This is a genomic window from Nonomuraea sp. NPDC049309, from assembly GCF_043196965.1.
Lineage (GTDB): Bacteria > Actinomycetota > Actinomycetes > Streptosporangiales > Streptosporangiaceae > Nonomuraea > Nonomuraea fastidiosa.
This window is the reverse complement of record NZ_JBICSH010000003.1, coordinates 127,944-147,012: the sequence shown is the minus strand read 5'-3', so window position 1 is coordinate 147,012 and position 19,069 is coordinate 127,944. Positions and strand designations below refer to the sequence as shown.

Genomic DNA, 19,069 nt, shown 5'->3' with positions numbered 1-19,069 from the left:
GGGTGGGTGCCGACCCAAGTCTCTGTTGACCACCCCTTGCTCGATGGCCTCAACGCACAGCAGCGCGAGGCCGTGATCCATCATGGCAGTCCCCTGCTCATCGTGGCCGGGGCGGGCTCGGGGAAGACGCGGGTGCTCACGCACCGCATCGCCTACCTGCTGGCCGAGCGCGAGGTGCATCCCGGCGAGATCCTCGCCATCACCTTCACCAACAAGGCCGCCAAGGAGATGAAGGAGCGCATCGACAAGCTCGTCGGTCCGCGTTCCCGGGCGATGTGGATCATGACGTTCCACAGTGCCTGCATGCGGATTCTGCGGCGTGAGGCGAAGCGGCTGGGATTCCCGTCCGGTTTCTCCATCTACGACCAGACCGACTCGCAGCGGCTGATGGCGATGGTGTGCCGGGAGATGGATCTCGACCCCAAGCGCTATCCGCCGCGCTCGTTCTCCGCGCAGGTGAGCAACTTCAAAAACGAGCTGGTCGACTACGAGACCGCGCTCGACCGGGCGGGCTCGCATCTGGAGAAGACGCTCGCGCAGGCGTACAAGGCCTATCAGCTCAAGCTGACCGAGGCCGGCGCGATGGACTTCGACGACATCATCATGAACACGGTGACGTTGTTCCAGCTCTTCCCCGACGTCGCCGAGCACTACCGGATGCGGTTCAGGCACGTGCTGGTCGACGAGTACCAGGACACCAACCACGCCCAATATGTCCTGATCAGGGAGCTGGTGGGGCATCCCGAGCTGCGCACCGACGACGGCGAGCTGGTGCGGTCGGGCAGCGACATGTCCGAGCTGTGCGTGGTGGGCGACGCCGACCAGTCGATCTACGCCTTCCGCGGCGCGACGATCCGCAACATCCTGGAGTTCGAGCGCGACTACCCCGACGCCCGCACGATCCTGCTGGAGCAGAACTACCGCTCGACCCAGAACATCCTGGCCGCCGCCAACGCGGTCATCTCCCGCAACGAGTCGCGCAAGCCGAAGAACCTCTGGTCCGACCAGGGCGACGGCCCCAAGATCGTCGGGTACGTCGCCGACAACGAGCACGACGAGGCCATGTTCGTCGCCCAGGAGGTCGACCGGCTCAGCGACGAGGAGGGCGTCAGGCCCGGCGACGTGGCGGTCTTCTACCGCACCAACGCGGCCTCCCGCGTGTTCGAGGAGATCTTCATCCGCACCGGCCTGCCCTACAAGGTGGTCGGCGGCGTGCGCTTCTACGAGCGCAAGGAGGTCAAGGACCTGCTGGCCTACCTGCGGGTGCTGGCCAACCCCAACGACGTGGTCTCGCTGCGGCGCATTCTCAACGTGCCCAAGCGCGGCATCGGCGAGCGGGCCGAGGCGATGATCGAGGCGCTGTCGTCGCGCGAGCGCATCTCGTTCTGGGACGCGCTGCGCCGCGCCGACGAGGCGTACGGGATGGCCACGCGCTCGCTGAACGCCGTGCGCGAGTTCGTGGCGCTGATCGAGGAGCTGATCGGCAAGGCCGAGGGCATGCCGCCGTCGGCGCTGGCCGAGGAGGTGCTGGTCGCCACCGGCTACCGCGCCGAGCTGGAGGCCTCGGAGGACCCGCAGGACGAGTCCCGCCTGGAAAACCTCAACGAGCTGATCTCGGTGGCCCAGGAGTTCGAGGAGGCCAACCCGGAGGGCACGCTGGTCGAGTTCCTGGAGCAGGTGTCGCTGGTGGCCGACGCCGACCAGATCCCCGACGACGACGGCGGGCAGGGCGTGGTGACGCTGATGACCCTCCACACCGCCAAGGGCCTGGAGTTCCCTGTGGTGTTCCTGACGGCCATGGAGGACGGCGTGTTCCCCCACGTGCGCTCGCTCGGCGAGCCCAAGGAGCTGGAGGAGGAGCGGCGGCTCGCCTACGTCGGCATCACCAGGGCCCAGCAGCGGCTCTACCTGACCCGGGCGGCCGTGCGCAGCTCGTGGGGCGCGCCGTCGTTCAACCCCGCGTCCCGGTTCATCAACGAGGTGCCGGCCAAGCTCATCGAGTGGCGTACCGACCCGGAGAAATCCGCATGGAGCGCGGCCACGCGGCGCGAGCCGGCCGCGCGCCCGGCCCCGGCCAAGAAGAGCGGGGGCGGCCGGTCGGTGCCGTCGCTGGCGCCCGGCGACCGGGTCTCGCACGACGCGTTCGGTCTGGGCACGGTGGTGTCCGTCGACGGGGTCGCGGAGAAGACCAAGGTGAAGATCGACTTCGGGAGCGGCGGGGAGAAGACGCTGTTGCTGGCGTACGCGCCGCTGGAGAAGCTTTGAGCCGCACGCACGTACCGAGGAGCGGGCGGTACGGCGCTGCGTCGCTCTTGAAAGGGCCGTTACGGCACCGGAGCCGCGCTGTTCGAGAAGCCGGCGGTACGGCGCGCCCTCGCTCCTGAAGCGCCGGCCTGTACAGCGCTGGAGCCGCGCCATCGCTCCTGAAAAGCCGACTCGTACGACGAGGGCCGCGCCACCGCTCCTGAAACGACACTAGGGCCGCGCCGGCGCTCCTGGAAAGCCGACCCGTACGGCACTAACGCCGCGCCGCCGCTTCTGAAGGGGCGGCGCGTACGGTGGCGGATCTGCGCCGCCGCCGTCTTCAGGCGCCCTGCACCGGGCCGACGCCTGGAGCCGGGTGGCTCGGGTGTTCGCGTGCCAACGGCGCAGGGCCGCTCCCCCGGTCCGGGTGAGCGGCCCTGCGGCGGGACTCCAGAGGCGGGTCAGCTGCTCTTGAGCGCGCTGCCCTTCTTCCACTGGGTCCAGTTGAGCTGCCAGTAGCTCCAGCCGTTGTTCCACTGGAGCTTGCGCTTGGTGCCGGTGATCTTCACGACGTCGCCGCGCTGGGTGATCTTGTAGAACCACTTGGCACCGGCCGGGGTGGCGCGGACGCAGCCGTGGCTCTGGTTGGAACGGCCGAGGTACTGGTAGTAGCCGGCGCTCTGGTGGACGTACTCACCGCTGTCGGAGATCCGCACCGCCCACGGGATCTCCTCCTTGTAGTAGCGCGGGTCCTTCGGGTCGGTGACGCCCATCCAGGAGGACGTCATCGTCTCCATGGCCTTCTTGCCCATGGTGAGGTGAACGCCGCTGGTGGTGAGGTAGACGTCCACGCCGTTGCGGATGAGGCCGCCCCTGCCCGCGCTGATCGGGATCTTCTTCGCGAGCTTGCCGTTGCGGTACACCTTCATCTGGTGCGTCCGCGTGTTCACGACGGAGATGTTCTTCGCGCCCACCGCGAACGTGCGCGAGACGTCCTTCTCGGTGTTTCCGGGCAGTTCGGACAGCCGCGCGGTGAATCGCACCTTCTGGTACGGCTTCCAGTACGTCTTCGTCCGGTAGATCACCTTGCGCTTCGACACCCAGCGCCAGGCCCCCTCGACCGGCTTTTCAGGCTGCACGTCGAGCAGCGCCTCGACCTGAGCCTTGTTCTTCACATCGCGGTCGAAGGTGACGATGATCGGAAACCCGACCCCGACCTTCTCCGTCTTCTCCCCCATCGGGGTGATGTCGGCGATGCCCAGCTTGACCTTCTTCACCGTACGGGCCGTGCCGGACGCGGGGGTCGGCGTGGCCGCCGGAGCGGCGGTGGGGCTGGTCGTCACGGCCGCCGGGACGACGACCGCGCTCTGGGCTTTGAGGGCGGGGGCGCTCTGCGCCGCGCATGCCGGCGCGGCGGCGAGCGCGACCAGGGCCGGAAGCATCCGGGTGACGCGCTTCAAGGGGGTTACTCCTGGACTAAGTGCTTTCGACTACCTCCTTATCTGACAAACTGGGCGACCGATTCGACTGCCTAATGCGGGTAACTTTCTCGTAACGTCCAAAACTGAACAAAAAACTGCACGTTGGGTGGGTAATCCGGCCGGCCGCCGAACGCCACCGCCCCGCCGCACAGAGAAGGGCCTGTTCGGGCCAGAACGGCGATCACACGACCGCCGCACGGCCGGGGGTGTGAAGAGCCAGACGCCGGCGGGGCGGGCGACCACACGCAGCGTCGATCACGCAGCCGACGACGGCACGACTCCGGGGAAGCCCGATGAGAGGCGTGCGGCGGGGTCAGGCGACCACGCGGGCGGCGCGCGGCCCCGGGGATGCCCAGACCCCGGCCGGTCTCGACGGGCGGTCAGACGGCGGGCCGGCCGGTGATCGGGGTCGGACGAGGCGGCGGGCGGCGGGCCGGCCGGTGATCGGGGTCAGACCAGGCGGCGGGCGGCGGGCCGGCCGGTGATCGGGGTCAGACCAGGCGGCGGGCGGTGGCCCAGCGGGAGAGCTCGTGACGGTTGGAGAGCTGAAGCTTGCGCAGCACCGACGACACGTGCGTCTCGACGGTCTTGACCGAGATGAACAGCTCCTTCGCGATCTCCTTGTACGCGTACCCGCGCGCGATCAGCCGCAGCACCTCGCGCTCCCGCTGGGTGAGCGAGTCGAGCTCGGGGTCGATGGACGGCGCCTCGGAGGAGGCGAACGCGTCGAGCACGAAGCCCGCGAGCCGCGGCGAGAAGACCGCGTCGCCCTCGGCGACCCGGTTGATGGCGTCGGTCAGCTCCTTGCCGCTGATGTTCTTGGTGACGTAGCCGCGGGCACCGCCCCGGATGACGCCGATGACGTCCTCGGCCGCGTCGGACACCGACAGCGCCAGGAACCGCACCTGCGAGCCGGACCCGAGCACCCGCCGCAGCACCTCCTGGCCGCCGCCGCCCGGCATGTGCACGTCCAGCAGGACCACGTCGGGCTGGTGCTCGGCGATCGCCTGGACCGCCGACTCGACGTCCTCGGCCTCGCCGACCACCTCGATCGAGTCGCCCAGCTCGGCGCGCACGCCCGATCGGAACAACCGGTGGTCATCGACGATCAGTACGCGCGTCATGCCTTCTCCACCTTCATCGTCAACATCACTTCCGTGCCCTCACCCGGCGCGGTGCGGATGCGGGCGGTGCCGCCGTGCCGCTCCATTCTGCCGATGATGGACTCCCTGATGCCCATCCGGTCGACCGGGATCGCGTCGAGGTCGAACCCCTTGCCACGATCCTTCACGAAAATCGTGACTTCTTCACCCTCGACCTCCGCGTACACCGAGATGGACGGACTTTCAGAGTATTTCGCCGCGTTGACCATCGCCTGGCGGGCCGCCTTCAGCATGGCCGCGAGCTTGCCGCCCGGGTCGAGGTCGGCATCGCCCACGCAGACCACCTCGATGGGCACGCCGTGCGCGTCCTCTTCCTCGGCGGCGATCCTGCGTACGGCGGCGGCGATCGTCTTGTCGGCGTCCTGGGCCGGCTGGTAGAGCCAGTTGCGCAGCTCGCGCTCCTGGGAGCGGGCCAGCCGCGTCACCTCGCGCGGGTCGTGCGCCACCCGCTGGATCAGGGTGAGGGTGTGCAGCACGGAGTCGTGCACCATGGCCGCGACCTCGGCGCGTTCCTCCTGGCGGATGCGCTCGCGCCGTTCGAGCTGAAGCTCCTTCCACAGGCCGGCCAGCCACGGGGCGGCGATGACCGCGAGGCCGCCCACCACGACGACCGTGAACAGCAGCCCCTGGCTGGCCTGCACCAGCTCGCCCTGGGAGTACAGGAAGCCCGCCGCGCCGACCACCACCAGCGCGACGCCGAGGAGCGTGCGCACGCGGTTCTTCCTGATGCTCTTGGTCGCGCCGCTCATCCAGCTCCGGCGCCGCTCCGGGTCCGCCTGCTGCCACAGGATCAGCGCGCCGATCCCGCCCACCGCGAACGGCAGCATGCCGATGCCGCCCTGCGAGGCCCCGGTCAGCCAGCCGAAGGCCAGCAGCGCCACCCCGATCGCGCAGAACGCGGCGAGCTGGCTCCAGTCGCGCGGCGGGACCTGCCCCTCATGGGGCTCGCGCGGCGTCACCATCCACAGCACCGCGTACGCCACCGCGCCCACCCCGCCCACGACGGAGAGCAGCACGAACATCAGCCTGATCACGACCGGATCGAGCTTGAGCTGTGCCGCGAGCCCCTGGGCGACACCACCGAGCAGGCGGCCCTCCATGGGGCGCATCATCCGGCGATAAGGCGTGTCGCCGCTCTGCTCGGCGAGTGTCTTCTGGTCAGCCATAACATGGCCATGGTCACATGTCCCGGGGCGACAAGGCATCAGGGAACGGCCCCAGGGTCCGGTCAGGGGTCTCCCGGATGCGAGCAAGGCTCGCGCGCGTCACGATGGGGTACATGACAGAAGCACCGCCAAGGCAACCGGCCTCGCCCCCCTCCCAGCTGCGACGCAGCGCCGAGGGACGCTTCCTCATGGGAGTCTGCGCCGGGCTCGGGCGGTATACCCGCATCGATCCCGTGGTCTTCCGCGTCGCCTTCGCGGTGCTGCTGCTCGGGTCCGGTATCGGGCTGTTTCTGTATCTCGCGGCGTACCTGCTGATGAAGGAGCCGAACGGGCGGCCGGGGATCATCGAGCAGTGGACGCGGCGCGACTTCGACGCCGAGACCGTGATGGCGCTGCTGACGGCGGTGCTGGCGTTCGGGCTGGCGATCAACCTGGCCACCGTGTGGCTGGACACGGGCTCGCTCGTGGTCGGGGTGTTCCTGGCCATATCGCTGCTCGCGGCCCACACGCACGGCGTCGATCTGGTGGCGCTGGTCCGGTCGATGCCGGAACGCCTGAGCCGCCGGCGCCCGGCCGGGTCGGTCGCGTTCGACCCCGGCCCCGCCTCTCCGGTCTCCGCGCCGGGCTTCGGCGCTCCCGCCGGTGCGGCTCCGCCCACCACCGCGGTGCGCCGCCCGTCCCCGGCCACCGAGCCGGGCCGCGACCGCGTGGACTCCCCCGCCGGCCCGCCTCCCTCCGCGAGCGTCCCGGGGGGATCCGGTACGAGTACGCCGGAGAGGGCGGCCGCTGCCTCCCCGGACAGCGAGGCGGCCGTACGCCAGGAGGGACTGCCGGTCGAGGAGGCCGCCGGCACGACGACGCCGGTGGAGGAGCCCGCCGGCGAGACCACGCCGGCCACGGCCATCGAGGGCCTGCGCCAGGCGGCGGCGGGCGTCCGCGACGCCGCCTACCGGGCCAGCCGCCACCGCCAGGGCGACCGCGACACCGCCACCCCACCCGCCGCTCCGGACACGAACGCACAGGCGCAGAACGCGGACGCGCCGACATCGCACGCTGACGCACATGGCGCGGAGACGCCGCACGCGAGCACGCCGGTGCAGGCCGCGGACGCGCAGGACGCGGGCACGCAAACGCAGGACGCACAGGCGCAGGACGCGGGCGCGCAGCCGGAGGACACGGACGCGCAGGCGCAGGACGCGGGCCCGACCGCGGCGCAGGAGACGCCGCGCTCCACCCGCAGAGACTGGGAGGAGCGGCAGTACTGGCGGGAGCAGTTCGAGGGCCCGGCGTCGCCTGAGGCGGTGACGGCCGAGCACCCGGTGCCGCCGTACGCCCAGCAGCGACAGCAGGGCTACCGCCCCGACCCGCCGACGGCGGTGGATCACGGGCAGGGCGAGCCGTTCGCCCCGCACGGCCCGTACCGCCCGCTGGATCCGGCCAAGAGGGCCGCCGCCTACTCGCCGTACGATCCGGCGCTCTACCGGCGCCCGATGCCGGCGCCGGGGCCGCATCCGCGGCCGCCGCACCGGCCGAAGCGCACGCCGCAGCCGAAGTCGTACATCGGCGCCATCACCATTTTGCTCGCCATCATCGTTGGAGGGATCGTCGTGGTCGCACAAGCCCGGTCGGCAGCCGGGGTGAGCCCGACCATCGTCGGCGGCGCCATGCTCATCACCATCGGCGCGGGCCTGCTCGTGGCCGCCTGGTGGGGCAGGGGCGCCGGCCTGGTGGCGGGCGGCACGGCGGTGACGCTGGTCGTGGCCATGGGGTTCGTGCTCGGAGGCATACCCAAGAACATCGGCGTGGCGGAGTGGGTGCCGACGAGCGTGGCGGAGGCCGGCCGGCTCTACGACGTGGGAGTGGGCGACGGCAGGCTGGACCTGTCGGAGCTGGAGCTGCCACCGGGGTCGGAGGTGACGTTCAACGCGGCGGTGCAGGCCGGTGAGCTGGAGGTGATCGTGCCGCCGACGGTCAGGGTCGAGGTGCACGCGACGAACAAGGTCGGCGACATCACGATCGGCCAGTCGCTGCGCGGCGGTGTGGACCTGAAGGTGAACAAGGTGCTGGAGCCCGAGGTCGAGCCGGAGGGCAAGGTCGCGACGATCGTGCTCAACCTCAAGGGCGGCCTCGGCGACATGACGGTGCGCCATGCGGCGTGACCTCGAGGAGCAGCGGCCGCGCCGCGTGCACAGGACGGACTGGATGGCGCTGCTGAGCGGCGTCCTGTTCATAGTTTTGGGAATTTTGACGGTGACCCGCGCGCTCACGGATCCGCTGGTCCTGGTGGGCGTGCTGGTGCTGGGGCTGGCCTTCGCGGGCCTGGTGGCGATCATCAGCAAGGCGATCCGCGGTAAGTGACCCTTGACCGGGAAAGACACCGGCGTAGGTTCGGAGTGTCCGCTTTTCCCCCTGCCAAGTGAGGGAGGGACGTATGCCCCGAATCACCGTCACCGTCGACGGGGTCACGTACGAGGAGGACGTCGAGCCGCGGCTCCTCCTCGTTCACCTGCTACGAGAGCGGCTGGGAAAGACCGGCACGCCCGTCGGTTGCGACACCAGCAACTGCGGGGCCTGCACGGTCATGCTCGACGGCAAGAGCGTCAAGAGCTGTTCGGTGCTGGCCGTGCAGGCCGACGGCTGCGACGTCGTCACCATCGAGGGCCTGGGTGCGAACGGCCAGATGCATCCGATGCAGCGGGCCTTCCACGAGGAGCACGCGCTGCAGTGCGGCTACTGCACGCCCGGCATGGTCATGGCGGCGATCGACCTGCTCAGGGAGGATCCCGAGCCGTCGGAGGAGGCGATCAGGCAGGGCCTTGAGGGCAACCTGTGCCGCTGCACCGGCTACTGCAACATCGTGCGGGCCGTCCGCAAGGGCGCCCAGGAGATGGGGCAGGCGGTGAGCACGTCATGACCGTCCAGGAGATCGGCCGTCCGCGCAGGCGGAAAGAGGACACCAAGCTGCTGACGGGGCGCACGCAGTGGACGGACAACCTCTCCCGGCCCGGCATGCTGCACGTGATGTTCCTGCGCAGCCCGATGGCGCACGCGAGGATCACGCGGGTCGACGTTTCCGGGGCGCGCGACCTGCCGGGCGTGGTGGCCGCGTTCAGCGGCCGGGACCTCGCGGATGAGCAGGGCAGCCTGCCGTGCGCGTGGCCGGTGACCGAGGACATCGTGATCCCCGACCATCCGCCGATGGCGGTGTCGGAGGTCCGGTACGTCGGCGAGGCCGTGGCCTGCGTGATCGCGACCGACCGGTACCGCGCGGCCGACGCGCTGGACGCGATCGAGGTCGACTACGAGCCGCTGCCGGCGGTGCTCGACATGGAGGAGGCGCTGGCGCCGGACAGCCCGAAGGTCCACGAGGCGGGCAACAAGGCGTACAGCATGAGGACCGTCTCGGGCGACATCGAGGCGGCGTTCAGGGACGCGCCGGTCGTCATCGAGCGGACGTTCCGGCAGCAGCGGCTCATCCCGAGCGCGATGGAGCCGCGGGCGGTGCTGGCCGACACCGACGGCGAGTCGTTCACGGTGTACTCCTCCACGCAGATCCCGCACGTGCTGCGGGTCATGCTGGCCGTGGTGACCGGCATCCCCGAGCACAAGCTGCGGGTGGTGGCGCCCGACGTGGGCGGCGGGTTCGGCTCGAAGCTGCAGGTCACCGCGGAGGAAGTGCTCTGCCTGGTGCTGGCGCGCAAGCTCGGCAGGCCGGTCAAGTGGACGGAGTCGCGCTCCGAGGGCAACCTGACCGTGCATCACGGCCGCGACCAGATCCAGCGCCTGCGCCTCGCGGCCGACGCCGACGGGCGCATCCGCGGCCTGAAGGTGGAGCTGCTCGCGGACATGGGCGCGTACCTGCTGCTGCTGACGCCCGGCGTGCCGCTGCTCGGCGCGTCGATGTTCAACGCGATCTACAAGATGGACGCGTACGAGTTCGCCTGCACGGGCGTGTTCACCACGAAGATGCCCACGGACGCCTACCGGGGAGCGGGCCGGCCCGAGGCCACGTTCGGCATCGAGCGGATGATGGACGAGCTGGCCGCCGAGCTGCACCTGGACCCGCTGGAGGTGCGCAGGCGCAACTGGATCAGGCACGAGGAGTTCCCGTACACCACGATCTCGGGCCTGACGTACGACTCGGGCAACTACGAGGCGGCGACCGAGCGGGCACTGCAGCTCTTCGGCTACGACAAGCTGCGCGCCGAGCAGGCCGACCGGCGTGACAGGGGCGACCCGCTGCAGCTCGGCATCGGGGTCAGCACGTACACGGAGATGTGCGGCCTCGCGCCGTCGCGGCTGCTGGCGCAGGCCAGGTTCGGCGCGGGCGGCTGGGAGCACGGCGCGGTGCGGATGCTGCCCACCGGCAAGGTCGAGGTCGTCACCGGCAGCTCGCCGCACGGTCAGGGCCACGTCACGTCGTGGAGCCAGATCGTGGCCGACGCGCTGGGCGTGCCGTTCGAGGACGTCACGGTGCTGCACGGCGACACGGCGATCGCGCCGAAGGGCATGGACACCTACGGCTCGCGCTCGCTGGTGATCGGCGGCATCGCGGTGCTCAAGGCGTGCGAGAAGGTCAAGGACAAGGCGCGTACGCTGGCGGCGCACCTGCTGGAGTGCTCGCCCGACGACCTGGAGTTCGAGGCCGGGACGTTCAAGGTGCGCGGCACCGATTCGGCCAAGACGATCCAGGAGCTGGCCTACGCCGCGTTCACCGCCCACGACCTGCCCGACGGGGTGGAGCCGCGGCTGGACTCCGAGGTCACCTTCGACCCGGAGACGTACTCGTTCCCGCACGGCACCCACCTGTGCGCCGTGGAGGTGGACACCGAGACGGGCCGGACGAGGATCCGCTCGTACGTGGCGGTGGACGACATCGGCAAGGTGGTCAACCCGCTGATCGTGGACGGCCAGCTCCACGGCGGCATCGCGCAGGGCATCGCGCAGGCGCTGTTCGAGGAGGCCGTGTACGACGCCGAGGGCAACCTGCTGACCACGACCATGGCCGACTACCTGCTGCCGTCGGCCGCCGACCTGCCCTCCTTCACGCTGGACAGGACGGAGACGCCCTCGACCACGAACCCGCTGGGCGTCAAGGGCGTCGGCGAGGCGGGCACGATCGCCTCGACCCCGGCCGTGGTGAACGCGGTCGTGGACGCGCTGCGGCCGTACGGGATCACCGATGTGCAGATGCCGTGCACGCCCGAGCGGATCTGGAGGGCCCTCCAGGAACGGACGCAGCAGGAGCGCGCGCAGGAAGGAGTGCGGCCATGATCCCCGCGCAGTTCGACTACGTGCGTCCCGGCTCGGTCGCCGAGGCGTGCGAGGTGCTGGCCGGTGACGAGGACGCCAAGGTCCTGGCGGGCGGCCAGTCGCTGCTGCCGCTGCTGCGGCTGCGGCTCGCGTACCCGTCGACGCTGGTGGACGTGGGGCGGCTGGACGAGCTCAAGGGCGTGCACGACCGGGGCGACCACGTCTACATCGGCGCGTTGACCACGCACGACGAGGTCATGCGCTCGCCGGTGGTGCGGGCGGGCTGCCCGCTGGTGGCGCAGGCGACGGCGCACGTGGCGGACCCGGCGATCCGGCATCGGGGCACGTTCGGCGGCTCGCTGGCGCACGCGGACCCGGCCGGTGACCTGCCCGCCGTGGTGCTGGCGCTGGACGGCGTCATGGTGGCGGTCTCGGCGCAGGGCGAGCGGGAGATCCCGGCCGCGGAGTTCTTCGTGGACTACTGGGAGCCGGCGCTGACCCAGGGCGAGCTCCTGGCCGGCGTGAAGATCCCCAAGCTGGGCGAGGGGTGGGGCTTCCACTACGAGAAGTTCCACCGCACCGCGCAGTCGTGGGCGATCGTCGGCGTGGCGGCGGCGGTCAAGCGCTCGAACGGCTCGATCGCCGAGGCCAGGATCGGGCTGACGAACATGGGCACCACCCCGCTGCGGGCCGCCGCCGCGGAGACCGCCCTGAGCGGCGTGGAGCTGGGCGACCAGGTGCGCGAGGCGTGCGAGGAGGCGGCGGAGGGCACCTCGCCCCCGGCCGACCTGCACGCCCAGCCGGACTACCGGCGGCATCTGGCCAGGGTGCTGACGTACCGCGCGGTCCGCGCCGCGGCGGGAGCGCCCTGACGGTGTGACGGGGGCGCCCTCTTCCTGGGCGTCCCCATCCTCCGGGTCGCCCCGCCGTCCCGGGGCGACCCCGGTCTTCCAGGGCGTTTCCATCGCGACGTAGTGTCACAGCATCGGCAGAAGGAGCGGATCGATGGCGATGCGGTTCGAGCACGAGTTCACTGTTCCGGTCCCGATCGAGCAGGCGTGGGCCGTGCTGCTCGACGTCGAGCGGGTCGCGCCGTGCCTGCCGGGGGCGACGCTGGACACCTTCGAGGGCGACGAGTTCACCGGCAGGATGAAGGTCAAGGTCGGCCCGATCACGGTCACCTACCGGGGCACGGCCAGGTTCGAGGAGGTCGACAAGGACTCCTACTCGCTCACGCTCCAGGCGTCGGGCAAGGAGGCCAGGGGCACGGGCACCGCCTCGGCCACGGTGAAGGCCCGCATGCGGCCGCGTGAGGAGTCCACGCTGGTGACCGTGGAGACCTCGTTCAACGTCACGGGCCGGCCGGCGCAGTTCGGGCGCGGCGTGATGGCGGAGGTGGGCGGCAAGCTCATCGAGCGGTTCGCGGCCAACCTGGCCGAGCTGCTGTCGGAGTCCACCGTGGAGCAGGTGGAGCCGCCCCGGCCGTCCGGTGGCGGGGTGCACGAGGAGGAGCGGCGCCTGAGCGCGGTCCCCGAGCCCGCGCGAAAGCCATCCGAGGAGCAGGCCCGGGAGTCCGCGCGGGAGTCGGCCCGGGAGTCGGCACAGCAGCGGCGGGTCGACTCGCTGCGCTCGTCGCGCACGCCCGACGAGGAGGCCCTGGATCTGCTGGAGATCGCCGGGCAGCCGCTGCTCAAGCGCGTCCTGCCGATCGCGGGCGCGGCCGCCGCCCTCCTTGTCATCATCTGGGTGATTCGTCGGATAATGCGGTGATTTTGGGCAAATAGTCCATCAAGTCCGGTCACTTCTCTCGGGCCGGGGGAAGTGCCATTCCCGCCGGGTTCGTCTCACGGGGGGATGTGCGATGCCGGACTGCACCGTGGTCGTGATCACCTACAACGACGCGGCCCGCCTGCCCAGAGCCGTACGTTCCGTGCTCGGCCAGTCGCTGCGCGACCTCGAAGTGATCATCGCCGACGACGCCAGCCCCGACGGCACCCCCGAGGTGGCCCGGCGCCTGGCCGCGAGCGATCCCCGCGTCCGCTACCTGCGCAGGCAGGTCAACAGCGGCGGCTGCGGCGCTCCGCGCAACGACGGCATCGACGCCGCGCGCTCCCCGTACGTGATGTTCCTCGACAGCGACGACGAGCTGCCGAGGCACGCCTGCAAGAGCATGCTCGCCGAGATCGAGCGCACCGGGGCCGAGTTCGTCGCCGGCCAGATCTCCCGGCTGCACGAGTCGAACGGCCGCCTGCACCCCTACTACCCGTCGCTGTTCGCCCGCAGGCGCGTCGTCGAGGGCATCAGGCAGGAGCCCGAGCTGTTCTTCGACAGCTTCAGCACCAACAAGCTCTACGACGTGCGGCTGCTGCGCGACAACGTGCTGCGCTTCCCCGAGGACATCCACTACGAGGACCACGTCTTCGCCGCCGAGCTGTACGCGGTGGCCCGCAGGTTCGCGATCGTGCCGTGGACGGTCTACCACTGGCACCGCTCGACCGCGAACGACTCCATCTCGCTCAGCATCACCGACCTGGAGAACGTGCGCCAGCGGGTGATCGCGGCCCGGCTGAGCGACGACATCCTGCGCGAGCGCGGGGCCGCCGACCTGGTGCCGCACCGGCAGTACCGGTTCCTGCGCCAGGACCTGCGCGTCTACCTCAACCCGCTGCCCGCCCGCGACCTGGTGTGGGTCAAGGAGTTCGCCTCGATCGTGCGGCCGTACCTGGAGGAGATCCCCGGCGAGGTGCTCGACCGGCTGGACCCGCTGGACCGGGTCTGCTCCCAGCTCATCCTGGACGACCGGGCCGAGGACCTGCGGGTGGCGGCGGGCTCGCTCACCGGGCCGCGCGCCGCGCCCAGAACGGCGGTGCAGCGCGGCGGGCGCACGTACTGGGGCAGCACGCCCTCCCCCGGCATGGACATCACCCGGCTGCGGCTGGCCGAGCTGCCGTTCAGCGCCTCCCGGCTGCGGCACGAGGTGATCGACCTGTCATCCGACGGGCGACGGGTGCGGATGACCGTGCGAACGTACGATCCGTTCGGCGCGCTGCCGCCGGAGTGGATGGCCTTCCTCCAGCTCGGCCGCATCCGCGTGCCGATCGAGCCGCGCCCGTCGGCGGAGGGCGCGTACGTCACGCACGTCGAGTTCACGCCGCCCGCCGCCAGGTGCGAGCCGCGCATCGGCTTCACCCGGCTGTCCGACGGGCTCACCACGACCGACCGGCTCATCGTGGACCCGCGTACCGAGGCGATCGAGCTGCGCGGCTGCACGGTCGGGGTCGAGGGGTACGCGGCCTACCTGGTCGTGCGCCCCGACTCGGTCACCAGGGCGGTGCTGCGGCGGGTCAAGCGGAAGGTGATCAAGAAGATCAGCACGCCGCGGACGAAGCTGCTGGCGTACAAGCTGCTGGTCAGGGTGGTGCCGCCGCGCAAGAACCTGGCGCTGTTCGAGTCGGACGTCGGCAAGAACTACAGCGGCAGCCCGCGCGCCATCTACGAGGAGATGCGCAGGCGCCGGCTGCCCATCGAGGCGGTCTGGTCGGTGGCCAGGGGGCGCGGCAACTTCCCCTCGGACGTCAAGCTCGTGCGCAGGGGAAGCTGGCGTTACGTCTACACCATGGCCAGGGCGGGGATCTGGGTGGACAGCCACGGCTTCCCGCTCGACTATCCCAAGCCGCGCGGCACCCGCTACCTGCAGACCTGGCACGGGCAGGGCATCAAGTCGATCGGTTTCGACGCGCCCGACCTGCGCGGCGACTTCGACGGGCCGCGGGCGCGCTGGCGGGCCGCGGTGGCGCGGTGGGACGCGCTGGTCGCGCCGAGCGCGGAGTTCTCCCGGCTGTTCCTGCCGTCCAACGGCTACGCGGGCAAGGTCTACCGGTGCGGCACGCCGCGCTGCGACGCGCTGGTCACGGCGGGCGACCGCAGCGACGGTGCCCTGGAGGTGCTGCGCCGGCTCGAAGTGCCGCCGGGCAAGCGGGTCCTGCTGTACGCGCCGACCTACCGCGACCGGGCCAAGGGCAGCGGCCGGTCGGTGCGGGTGGACCTGGAGCTGCTGGCCGAGGAGCTGGCCGACGAGTGGGTGGTGCTGCTGCGCACGCATCCGGTCGAGCGCTACCGGCCGCCCGAGCGCCTGCGGCACTTCGTCCGCCCCGCCGGCTCCTATCCGGAGATCAACGACCTCATCCTCGCCTCGGACGCGCTGCTGACCGACTACTCCTCCGTCATGTGCGACTACGCGCTGACCGGCAAGCCGATGGTGTTCTTCATCGACGACTGGGACGAGTACCGCCTGTCGGAGCGCGGCGTCTACCACGACCTGCCGTCCATCGCGCCGGGGCCGTGCGTGACGACCACCGAGGACCTGGCCGAGGTGCTGCGCCGCCTGCCCGCCGTGCACGAGTCCTACGCCGAGCGCTACGCCGCCTTCCGCCGCATGTGGTGCGCGGACGAGCACGGCGACGCGGCGGCGCGGATCGTCTCCGACTTCTTCGAGGAGGCCCGGTGAGCAGCGTCGTGTTCACCTGCCTGGACGCCGACACGCTCGGCGGCATCCAGCAGGTCACCCACACCCTGGCCCAGGGGCTGGCCGAGCGCGGCCACGAGGTGCACGTCATCGGCCTGCACCGCACCGGCCGCCCGTTTCGCTACGTGGACGCGCCCCGCTACCACCGGCACCTGATCAGCAGGCGGCCGGCCGACGGCCCGATCGCCCGCAGGCTGGCCGACCGGCGGCTGAGCGAGCTGCTGCGGGAGATCCCGCCCGGCTACGCGGTGCTGACCTCGCCGTCCGTGGTGGCCCGCGTGTCGGGGCTGCTGCCGCACGGCTTCCGGCCGATCGGCCAGTATCACGGCTCGTACGACCACGCCCGCGGCTGCTGGCACCTGGGCTCGATCCGCCGCCACTACCCGCCGCTGGACCAGGCGCTCTTCCTCAGCGACGACGACGCGATGCGCTTCTCCGAGCACGCGCTGCTGCCGAACGCGGCCGCGCTGCCGAACCCGCTGGCCCGCTGGCCGCAGGAGATGTCCCGGCTGGACGCGCCCCGGGTGCTGGGGGTGGGGCGGCTTGAGGGGGTCAAGCGCTTCGACCGGCTGATCAGCGCGTTCGCCAGGTCGCAGGCGCCGCCGCCGTGGGAGCTGCACCTCATCGGCGACGGCGGCGAGCGGGAACGGCTGCGCGCGCACGCCGAGCGCGAGGGTGTGGCCGATCGCGTGGTGTTCCGCGGGGTGGTGCCCGCGGAGAGGCTGCCGGGCGAGTATCTGAACGCCTCGATCTTGGGGCTGACCAGCGAGCACGAGGGCCTGCCCATCGTGCTGCTGGAGGCGGCGGCGCACGGGGTGCCCGCGGTGGCGTTCGACGTGTCGGGCGGCGTGCGCTCCGCCGCGCCGGTGCTGGTGCCGCCGGGCGACGTGGCGGCGTTCGCGGCGGAGCTGGCCCGGCTGATGGCGGACGAGGAGGAGCGGCGCAGGGTGGGCGCCGACGCTCGCGCGCGGGCCGAGGCGTTCCGCCTCGACCACGTGCTGGACGGCTGGGAACGGGTCTTCGCCCACATCGAGCGGTGATCCCGCCCGATGGCCGGACCGGCCCAACACTCAGACCGGCCCATTACCAGGCCGGCCCAGGATCAGACCGGCCCAGGATCAGACCGGCCCAGCATCAGACCGGCCCAGGATCAGACCGGCCCAGCATCAGACCGGCTCGGTGAGCTCCTTGCGCTGCTGCGGCACCCCGGCCAGCGACCGCTGCCGCGAGGTGAGCAGGGCGGCGACCGGGCTGGGCTCGCGCAGCCGGTTGATCCGGTCGCGCATGTGCTTGCGCATCCTGCTCGCCTTGCGCTTCTGCATCGTCTTCTGGGCCGTGGTGATGTGCTCCTTGGACGGCTTGGGCGCGCCGCTCAGCTCGTAGCCCATCTTCTCCAGGCGGTCGCCGAGCATGTGCTCGCACAGCGAGATCTCCCAGGGCTCCAGCCGGCTGGCCCAGCTGCCGACCCGGCTGCGGGTGACCTCGCGGTGGGTGTTGCTGTGCCAGACCTTGTGCTGCGGCACGGCCACGCTGGCCGCCTCGCGCGGCGAGATCATCGCGGGCGAGAACTCCTCATCGAGGAAGTGGCAGAGCTTCTTCAGCTCGGTCATCGGGTCGTCGGTGAGGTCTTCGTAGCGCAGCTCGTAGTAGGTGTCGTCGGGCAGCGTACGGCGCAGCTTGCCGCCGGCGTCGATGGCCTCGGCCCAGGTCGAGATGGCGTGGAAGGAGTCGAGGGTGTACCAGGGCATCTCCTTCAGCGAGGCCACGCAGTCGCGGCCGTCCCTGATGAGGTGGATGAACTGGGCGTCGGGGAAGAGCCTGAGCAGCATGTCGACCTGCTTGACGTAGCTCGGGCGCTTGTCGCCCCAGCGGACCTTGTCGAAGCGGTCGGCGTACATGCGGAAGGCGGTGCCGAACACCGAGCCGAGCGAGCCGGGGCCATCGACGACCTGCTGGACGAACTCGTCCTTGTCGAGCTTCAGCTCGCGGAACTTCGTGCTGCGGTCGGTCGCGATCCACTGCGCCAGCGCGCGGCGCCGCTGCGGGATCCGCAGGTCGCCCCACTTGCGCCGGCGGTAATAAGCGGGAACGAGGAAGCGCGTCTCGGGCGGCACCGCGATGCGCGGGTGCGAGTGGAGCATGAGCTGGAGCATCGTGGTGCCGGACCGCGGGCATCCGATGACGAAGACTGGCCGGTCGTTCATGTCGTACTAACCCCCGAAAACTTAGACGAGAACGTGCTCTCGGCTCTGCTGAGGCGAGCCCACGCCGTGCCTGCGCGTGAAGAGCCACATCCGGTACACAAGGAAGACCTCGTTGGCGAGCAGCAGCGCCCCCGACGCCGCGGCGAGCGGAATGAGCGCCCACGCCCCCGCGATAGGCGCGATCACGAACACCGCCGCGTGGAACTCGATGCCGCTCATGAGGTGCGAGCGCACGCGATGACGGGCCAGGAACCTGTTGAGCCTGCGGAAGAACCGGTGGACGGCCCGCGACCGGGGCGCACGCCCCCGTGGCTCGCCCTCCGGGTGCTCGGTGAGGAAGGGATCCGGGCCGACCGGGTCCGCCCCGAACTGATCGGCCCCGGACTGATCGGCCCCGAACTGATCGGCGCTGAGATGATCGGCGCTGAAGTGGTCGGCCCCGAACTGATCGGTGCTGAGCGGATCCGCGCTGATCTGCTGCGGGCCGCCCACGAGATGCGGTCCGGCCTCCTGCCGTTCCTCCCTGATGGCCTCGCGCACGCGCTTCATCTGCGGCGCGTTGACGTATCTGAACAGGTCCAGGACCGCCACCGCCGCGCCGAGCACGACGTAGCGCACGTCGCCCGTCAGCGCGTACTGCCCGTACGCCAGCCCCCCGGCGCACAGGACGACCCTGATGCGATCCCCCACGTAGTCCAGCCAGAGGCCGAACGGCGTGCCCGTGCCCTTCAACCGGGCGATTTTGCCGTCCACGCAGTCGATCATGAAGCTCAGATAGAAGAAGCCCGCGCCCGCAATGAGGTGGTTCGCCGCGAAACATGCGGCCGACACCGTGCCGAGGACCAGCGAGAGCACGGTGAGGGCGTTGGGCGTGAGCCGGGTGTGATTGGCGATGGGAAGGGCGACCCGGCAGGCGACCGGATCCACGAAATAGACGGTCCACCAGGAGTCTCTCCGCTTGCGTGTCTCGTAGACGTCATCCAGCGAATAGGTCCTCATGGCTCCCAGCATGACCACGCGCCGCACGGAAGCG

At 70.9% G+C, this 19,069-nt stretch carries 14 protein-coding genes; 9 read left to right on the top strand and 5 right to left on the bottom strand.

All coding sequences use genetic code 11. The annotated features are described in order from the left end of the window. Positions 1 to 6: 6 nt before the first annotated feature. Positions 7 to 2,265 carry a DNA helicase PcrA gene (gene pcrA, locus ACGFIM_RS21505; RefSeq protein WP_393202814.1) on the top strand — a complete coding sequence of 753 codons (2,259 nt, stop codon included), beginning with the start codon at positions 7 to 9 and terminating at the stop codon, positions 2,263 to 2,265. 440 nt (positions 2,266 to 2,705) lie between these two features. Here pcrA and ACGFIM_RS21500 read toward each other — a convergent pair whose 3' ends face one another. From ACGFIM_RS21500 to ACGFIM_RS21490, 3 genes are all read right to left on the bottom strand, one after another. Beyond that, positions 2,706 to 3,704 (bottom strand): L,D-transpeptidase, encoded by a 999-nt coding sequence (locus ACGFIM_RS21500; RefSeq protein ID WP_393202812.1) that lies wholly within the window; start codon positions 3,702 to 3,704, stop codon positions 2,706 to 2,708. A gap of 512 nt (positions 3,705 to 4,216) precedes the next feature. After that, positions 4,217 to 4,849 carry a response regulator gene (locus tag ACGFIM_RS21495; protein WP_393202811.1) on the bottom strand — a complete coding sequence of 211 codons (633 nt, stop codon included), beginning with the start codon at positions 4,847 to 4,849 and terminating at the stop codon, positions 4,217 to 4,219. Continuing rightward, positions 4,846 to 6,054: a PspC domain-containing protein gene (locus ACGFIM_RS21490; protein ID WP_393202809.1), complete on the bottom strand. Its 1,209-nt coding sequence runs from the start codon at positions 6,052 to 6,054 to the stop codon at positions 4,846 to 4,848. The genes ACGFIM_RS21495 and ACGFIM_RS21490 overlap by 4 nt, the downstream gene beginning before the upstream one ends. A gap of 17 nt (positions 6,055 to 6,071) precedes the next feature. Between ACGFIM_RS21490 and ACGFIM_RS21485 the strand changes: the two genes are divergently transcribed. The 8 genes from ACGFIM_RS21485 to ACGFIM_RS21450 all read left to right on the top strand — a co-directional run bounded on the left by ACGFIM_RS21485 (position 6,072) and on the right by ACGFIM_RS21450 (position 16,872). Next, positions 6,072 to 8,213 carry a PspC domain-containing protein gene (locus ACGFIM_RS21485; RefSeq protein ID WP_393202807.1) on the top strand — a complete coding sequence of 714 codons (2,142 nt, stop codon included), beginning with the start codon at positions 6,072 to 6,074 and terminating at the stop codon, positions 8,211 to 8,213. Further along, a complete protein-coding gene (locus ACGFIM_RS21480; RefSeq protein WP_393202805.1) occupies positions 8,203 to 8,412 on the top strand; it encodes a hypothetical protein in 210 nt (69 codons plus the stop codon). The genes ACGFIM_RS21485 and ACGFIM_RS21480 overlap by 11 nt, the downstream gene beginning before the upstream one ends. A 73-nt stretch (positions 8,413 to 8,485) precedes the next feature. Further along, positions 8,486 to 8,968, top strand: coding sequence for a (2Fe-2S)-binding protein (locus tag ACGFIM_RS21475; RefSeq protein ID WP_393202803.1), 483 nt, complete (start codon positions 8,486 to 8,488; stop codon positions 8,966 to 8,968). After that, positions 8,965 to 11,328: a xanthine dehydrogenase family protein molybdopterin-binding subunit gene (locus ACGFIM_RS21470; RefSeq protein WP_393202801.1), complete on the top strand. Its 2,364-nt coding sequence runs from the start codon at positions 8,965 to 8,967 to the stop codon at positions 11,326 to 11,328. Before ACGFIM_RS21475 ends, ACGFIM_RS21470 begins: the two co-directional genes overlap by 4 nt. Further along, positions 11,325 to 12,179, top strand: a complete 855-nt coding sequence (locus ACGFIM_RS21465) for an FAD binding domain-containing protein (protein ID WP_393202799.1) — start codon at positions 11,325 to 11,327, stop codon at positions 12,177 to 12,179. The genes ACGFIM_RS21470 and ACGFIM_RS21465 overlap by 4 nt, the downstream gene beginning before the upstream one ends. A 133-nt stretch (positions 12,180 to 12,312) precedes the next feature. Beyond that, complete coding sequence (locus ACGFIM_RS21460; RefSeq protein ID WP_393202797.1) at positions 12,313 to 13,077, top strand: SRPBCC family protein; 765 nt, start codon at positions 12,313 to 12,315, stop codon at positions 13,075 to 13,077. A 91-nt stretch (positions 13,078 to 13,168) separates the two neighbouring features. Further along, on the top strand, positions 13,169 to 15,814 hold the full coding sequence (locus ACGFIM_RS21455) for a CDP-glycerol glycerophosphotransferase family protein (RefSeq protein ID WP_393202795.1): 2,646 nt from the start codon (positions 13,169 to 13,171) through the stop codon (positions 15,812 to 15,814). Continuing rightward, a complete protein-coding gene (locus tag ACGFIM_RS21450) occupies positions 15,811 to 16,872 on the top strand; it encodes a glycosyltransferase (RefSeq protein ID WP_393202793.1) in 1,062 nt (353 codons plus the stop codon). Before ACGFIM_RS21455 ends, ACGFIM_RS21450 begins: the two co-directional genes overlap by 4 nt. A gap of 126 nt (positions 16,873 to 16,998) precedes the next feature. On the opposite strand, the gene ACGFIM_RS21445 is transcribed toward ACGFIM_RS21450, so the two are convergent. Beyond that, the gene (locus ACGFIM_RS21445) at positions 16,999 to 18,036 is read right to left on the bottom strand and encodes a sulfotransferase family protein (RefSeq protein WP_393202791.1); all 1,038 of its coding nucleotides are present in this window, start codon (positions 18,034 to 18,036) and stop codon (positions 16,999 to 17,001) included. Positions 18,037 to 18,057: 21 nt separating this feature from the next. Further along, entirely contained in the window at positions 18,058 to 19,035 is a 978-nt protein-coding gene (locus ACGFIM_RS21440) for a CDP-alcohol phosphatidyltransferase family protein (protein WP_393202789.1), read from the bottom strand. Positions 19,036 to 19,069: the final 34 nt, after the last annotated feature.

Excerpts from the sequence above, each read along its gene's own strand:
- ACGFIM_RS21495 (WP_393202811.1), bottom strand. The coding sequence starts at position 4,849 with ATGACGCGCGTACTGATCGTCGATGACCACCGGTTGTTCCGATCGGGC.
- ACGFIM_RS21490 (WP_393202809.1), bottom strand. The coding sequence starts at position 6,054 with ATGGCTGACCAGAAGACACTCGCCGAGCAGAGCGGCGACACGCCTTAT.
- ACGFIM_RS21485 (WP_393202807.1), top strand. The coding sequence starts at position 6,072 with ATGTCCCGGGGCGACAAGGCATCAGGGAACGGCCCCAGGGTCCGGTCA.
- ACGFIM_RS21480 (WP_393202805.1), top strand. The coding sequence starts at position 8,203 with ATGCGGCGTGACCTCGAGGAGCAGCGGCCGCGCCGCGTGCACAGGACG.
- ACGFIM_RS21475 (WP_393202803.1), top strand. The coding sequence starts at position 8,486 with ATGCCCCGAATCACCGTCACCGTCGACGGGGTCACGTACGAGGAGGAC.
- ACGFIM_RS21470 (WP_393202801.1), top strand. The coding sequence starts at position 8,965 with ATGACCGTCCAGGAGATCGGCCGTCCGCGCAGGCGGAAAGAGGACACC.
- ACGFIM_RS21465 (WP_393202799.1), top strand. The coding sequence starts at position 11,325 with ATGATCCCCGCGCAGTTCGACTACGTGCGTCCCGGCTCGGTCGCCGAG.
- ACGFIM_RS21460 (WP_393202797.1), top strand. The coding sequence starts at position 12,313 with ATGGCGATGCGGTTCGAGCACGAGTTCACTGTTCCGGTCCCGATCGAG.
- ACGFIM_RS21455 (WP_393202795.1), top strand. The coding sequence starts at position 13,169 with ATGCCGGACTGCACCGTGGTCGTGATCACCTACAACGACGCGGCCCGC.
- ACGFIM_RS21445 (WP_393202791.1), bottom strand. The coding sequence starts at position 18,036 with ATGAACGACCGGCCAGTCTTCGTCATCGGATGCCCGCGGTCCGGCACC.
- ACGFIM_RS21440 (WP_393202789.1), bottom strand. The coding sequence starts at position 19,035 with ATGAGGACCTATTCGCTGGATGACGTCTACGAGACACGCAAGCGGAGA.